4 protein-coding genes are annotated in these 5277 nt (G+C 51.4%); all 4 read left to right on the top strand.

The window, feature by feature from the left end:
• A partial coding sequence (locus tag KDK13_RS16060; protein ID WP_257285991.1) for a hypothetical protein occupies positions 1 to 486 on the top strand: 486 nt, incomplete at its 5' end.
• 255 nt (positions 487 to 741) lie between these two features.
• Positions 742 to 1431 carry a hypothetical protein gene (locus KDK13_RS16055; RefSeq protein WP_257285990.1) on the top strand — a complete coding sequence of 230 codons (690 nt, stop codon included), beginning with the start codon at positions 742 to 744 and terminating at the stop codon, positions 1429 to 1431.
• Between the two features lie 183 nt (positions 1432 to 1614).
• Complete coding sequence (locus KDK13_RS16050; protein ID WP_257285989.1) at positions 1615 to 3489, top strand: V-type ATP synthase subunit A; 1875 nt, start codon at positions 1615 to 1617, stop codon at positions 3487 to 3489.
• 188 nt (positions 3490 to 3677) lie between these two features.
• Positions 3678 to 5255 carry a hypothetical protein gene (locus KDK13_RS16045; RefSeq protein WP_257285988.1) on the top strand — a complete coding sequence of 526 codons (1578 nt, stop codon included), beginning with the start codon at positions 3678 to 3680 and terminating at the stop codon, positions 5253 to 5255.
• Positions 5256 to 5277: the final 22 nt, after the last annotated feature.

Below are 5277 nucleotides of genomic sequence, written 5' to 3'. Positions count from 1 at the left end.
GCGGATTTTATCACCAAGGCAGGTAAAGAAGCGCTGCAGCTGGCTGAACGTAATGCCATCCTTGAGCTGAAAGACTATCTGCTGGAAAAATTCTCTGACCAGATCCGTGCGGTGGTCAGCCATTCCATGGAAGGCGACAAGCTGCTGGAAGCGATGATTCTGGAAGTCGCTGGCCAGAACAACCTGCGTGGCGAAAACAACATCGAAGTTATCCTGCCCAGAAAAGTCATCGGCGTGGATGAACTGCGTGACAATCCTGAGCTTCTCAAGGCCGGTGGCCTGCTGGAGTTCGCCATGAAGCGTGCCAGTGATATGCTTCAGGACGGTGTGACGTTCACCGTTGGTGGTGCTGGCCAGAGTGGTATTGCGTTCCGTCTGAAAGACAAGGATATCCAGGTAGAGCTGACCGATGAAGCGGTTGCTGCGGTTCTGCTGAAGCACCTGCAGCCACGTTTCCGTGCCCTGCTTGAAGGCATTATTAAATAATTGGTGGTGTCAGTTCGTGATGGCAAATTAATGTTTGCCATCACGCTCATGTTAAGGAGTAGTCCCTGAATAAGTTCCATGATTGTGAGCCTGCGAACCCTGATCGGCCTGAGCCTGTCGAAGGGCATAAACACCGGACCCACGAGATAGATCGTGCCAGGCACCCTTCGACTCCGCTCAGGGTGAACGGACAGGGGCTTCTTCATCAGACTCTTCATCGGACAATGCTTAGGGGCTGCTCCCAAGGAGAATGCCATGGCTGAAAATGCCTACTATACCCTGCTGACATCGCTGCCGCATATTGACTCACTGTTTAACAGCAAGATTACGCCTATCTCCCGAATCCAGCTGGACCGTCGTCTGGCCATGCTGTCCACGGCAGATCGTGAAACCCTGGTTAAGGTCGAACAGCTGGTTCACTGGAGCCATCTGGGCGAAGAGATCAAAGAAGAGTATTTGATCAACCTGGCAGAACGGCTGTTGCAGGAGTTGGACAGTCCTGACCTGAAAGAGCTGGTGAACTGGCGTCTCGATATGCGGACCATTGCTGCGGCCCTGAGACGAAAGGCCAATGGTATACAGGCTCCAACGTCTGCGAAATGGAGTTACGGTAGCCGCTACGCCTACATCCGCAATAACTGGAATCATCCAACCCTCGGTTTGCAGCATGCATTCCCATGGATTCCGGTGGCGGTTGAATGCCTGAGTAAAAAAGACTACCTGACGCTGGAAAAAACAGTGATGGAAGCCGTGTGGAACAAGCTGAATGAGCTTGGTGCCAGACATCGTTTCGACTTTGAAGCTGTGGTGATCTATCTGCTTCGCTGGAACCTGGTGGCGCGCTGGACCTCCTACAATGGCGAAGAGGCAGTGGTTCGGTTTAATGAGCTGACCCAGCAGGCATTGGGCGAGTTTGCCCACCAATTGCCGGGTTCCCCGGATTAAACGTCAACAGGACTGTCTTGACCTCATTTTACTGAAACTTTTATAAGCCGCTGTCCGCCACCCGCAGCCCGAAAAAGCAGAAACCGAATGTGCTTTTACGGGCAACGGGAAACGGGCAACGGAAAGCGATCAGAGTAATCAACACAGTTCCCTCGTTTACGATTTACGACAACGGTTATACACATGACTGAAGAGACAAAAACAGATCTGATGCAACAGGCCTCTGCCCGGGTGGTAGCGGTGATGGGTGATATCATCACCATCGAGAGCATCCCGGTGGCTACATCAGGCAAAAAAGATGGTGCGAAAAAGCCGCTGGTCAAGAACGAGGTGGTCTATGTACTGCCAAGCCGTCGCGCCAATGAAGCGGTGGAAGAGCAGCTGATGGCCGAGATTCTCCGTGTTCGCGGTAACACGGCGGATATCCAGGTGTTTGAGGAAACCCGTGGCGTTGCTGTCGGTGACCTGATTATTCAGACCGGGCACATGCTGTCTGTGGATCTGGGCCCTGGTATTCTCAGTATGATTTACGACGGTCTGCAGAACCCGCTGGAGCGTCTGGCTAATATGCATGGCCGCTTCCTGCAGCGTGGTGTCCAGGTTGAGTCCCTGGACCGTACCCAGAACTGGGCATTCACTGCCGTGGCTAAAATCGGCGATAAACTCCGTGCCGGTGAAACCTTTGGTACCGTTCCGGAAGGCCGCTTTACCCACAAAATCATGATTCCTTTTGATACCGTGGGCGAAGTGGAAGTGGTCTGGATTCAGGAAGGTAACTTCTCTGTTGACACCGTGGTGGCCCGGGTGAAAAACCATAAGGGTGAAGAAATTCCCCTGACCATGTACCAGCGCTGGCCGGTGCGTAAGTCAATCTCTGAAACCCTCGCCGCCAAAGGCAAGACCGAGCGTCTTTACCCTAACCAGCCGCTGATCACCACCACCCGTATCGTTGATACCTTCTTCCCGATTGCCCGTGGTGGCACCGGCTGTATCCCCGGACCTTTCGGTTCCGGCAAGACAGTACTGCAGCACGGTTTCTCCCGTTACTGCGATGCGGATATCGTTATTGTCACGGCCTGCGGTGAGCGTGCCGGTGAGGTAGTAGAAACCATTGAAGAGTTCCCGCACCTGCAGGATCCAAAGACCGGCGGTGCCCTGATTGACCGCACGGTAATCATCTGTAATACATCGTCCATGCCGGTGGCTGCCCGTGAAGCCTCCATCTATACCGGTCTGACACTGGGTGAGTACTATCGCCAGATGGGCTATAACGTTCTGGCCCTGGCTGACTCCACTTCCCGCTGGGCCCAGGCCATGCGTGAAACCTCTAACCGTCTGGAAGAAATCCCCGGAGAAGAAGGCTTCCCTGCCTACATGGACTCTGCCATCAAGGGGGTTTACGAGCGTTGTGGCGTGGTGCGCAACGAAGACGGTGACGAAGGCTCCCTGACCATGATCGGCTCGGTATCACCGGCCGGTGGTAACTTTGAAGAGCCTGTGACCCAGGCGACCCTGAGTACCGTAAAGGCATTCCTTGGTCTGTCTTATGATCGTGCTTACAAGCGCTTCTACCCGGCGATTGATCCGCTGATCTCCTGGTCCCGTTACCTGGATCAGCTGGAAGACTGGTACTCCAAAAACCTGTCACCGGAGTGGGTCAGCAACGTCAGGGAGATGCAGGAACTGCTGGTACGCGGTGACAGCATCAACCAGATGATGCAGGTAACCGGTGAAGAGGGTATTACCCTGGAAGACTACGTGACTTTCCAGAAGTCTTACATGCTGGACATGGTGTATCTGCAGCAGGACGCTTTTGACGATGTGGACGCTTCCTGCCCGATCCATCGCCAGCAGGAAAACTTTGACCTGGTGGTGAGCCTGATTCGTCAGCAGTATAACTTCAGCGAGAAAGAAGAAGTGCGTGATTACTTTATCAAGCTGACAGGCCTGTTCAAGAACATGCACTATGCCCATCACGGATCTCCTGAATACAACAACTACATGAACCGTATTCAGGAGCTTCGCAGCCAGTATGCGATGGGTGCCTTAGCTGCATGATGCCAGTGGCATAAGGCGTTCCTTTTAAGCCTGCCGACGATGTCGGCAGTGCTTTCTCCAGTCATTATTTTCCCTGTCATTTTCCATTAGCGCCGGTATTCCCTTGTTTTTTGGTTTGAACCTTTTGATTTTTTAAATGTCCACATCCAATAAAAGTTTGGTCTACTAAAAATAAAAGCCGGTGTACTATGGATAACTATACAGTTTCAGGCTCATCTGCCCCCTGCCTCGTCCAGACTCACCCTGCTTATCCACAAGAACGTTCCAGTGCCAGTATGGGTTCCCACCGTGTTACACCCTGTGAACATATTGACCTGTCAGACATGGCTTCCGGCGCAACCTGTAGCGAATATGGCAGGTTGCAACGTCTGGTTGGGACGTTGTCGGTCGGGACTTTATCTACCCGGAAAGTCTCTGGCGTCCCAGCCCAAAATCAGGCAGTGACAACAGCGGTTCATCATGCCTTGAAGGCATTTTTGGAAAATGATATCGGGCTTTGCCGGAAATTTGTGCAGCCACCCAATCCTGATTGTGATAACAGTTATGCTCCCCGGGTAATTAGATTTTTTCCTGTTGTCGCAGGTATTCTGATCGATGCCCTGCTTGGAAAAAGGGTGCCTGTCACTGAAAGCGATGATGGACTGGTCGGTGATGTATTAAAAGACAGTGAGGTAAAGGCTGTTTTTTTTCAGCTGATGGATGCCACTTTTTTCGGGCTGTCTGGATCCAGGAAATCCATGGCAAATAAACTTCTTGGCACCTTTAAGCACCACCCGGATGGAACCTATGATGCCATCGTCGATGGCATAATCAGCCACAGGAAGTCCCTGCCGGAATTACAGGTTGCCATGGACAGGCATCCACTTACCCGGGGATTTCCTGCATGCTATTTGCCAATGCTGTTTGGTTCCATGGACGACTATTTTCTGGGGGCCGATGCCCAGAACTTTGCCGCCAATACGGTTCATAATCTTTGTACAGGCTTTGCAGGCCTGTTGGAACGTTCGCTTCGTGGTGATCTGCAACCGGTGAGTCTTGAGATATTGCATCAGATTCATCAACTGCTGACGAAAGATGTCAAGACCTGGCATGGAAGTTCCCTAACGCCAACCAATGTTTTTGGAACAACGCATCTATTTGATATCCCAAAAGAAAAGTTTACCTCGTCTGGTTACGAGGAAATGATCCTGTTCACTCACGTTTGTGATCAAGAATATGATGAGATGAATGAAATTTCTCCTGAAAATCACCCGGTTTTTAATATTCGTGGGTATGTTTCGCCAAATGATAAGTGCCCCGGTAAGGTCACTGTCAGAACTTTTAGTGTGGATCCTGTCAAAGGTGCTATTCGCAGGACAAAACTATTGAAAAAAGTGCTGGTTGACTACAGTAAAGCACTGGAAATCACTTCGGAGCCGACAGCCGTTCGTTTTGCCATTGCCTGGCTGACAAAGCGTTTGATGTTTCTGCACTATTTTGCTGACGGCAATGGCAGAACGATCGTTTACCTGATTAACCGCGAGCTGCTCAGACATAATCAGCCCCCGTCCATTATTCTGGATGCCGACTCGATTACCGCGAAATCCGCCACTGAGTTTGCCCACATCATAATGGAAGGCCAGCGTCGTTTTATGGGCATACAGGCCAATAAATACCCAACGTTCTTTAACCCACGAATTCCCTGCTTTTATGACCAGGCAGAGGGTAAATTATTAGAATATTTAGGAGGCTGTCCGAGAATAGCGCCCGACTGGGCGTCCCCGTAGCGAGGATGGCAGAAAATTGAGG

This window comes from Endozoicomonas sp. SESOKO1 (assembly GCF_024606265.1).
Classification (GTDB): Bacteria; Pseudomonadota; Gammaproteobacteria; order Pseudomonadales; family Endozoicomonadaceae; genus Endozoicomonas.
The sequence above is the reverse complement of the archived record's forward strand: the minus strand, read 5'-3'. Positions and strand labels throughout refer to the sequence as shown.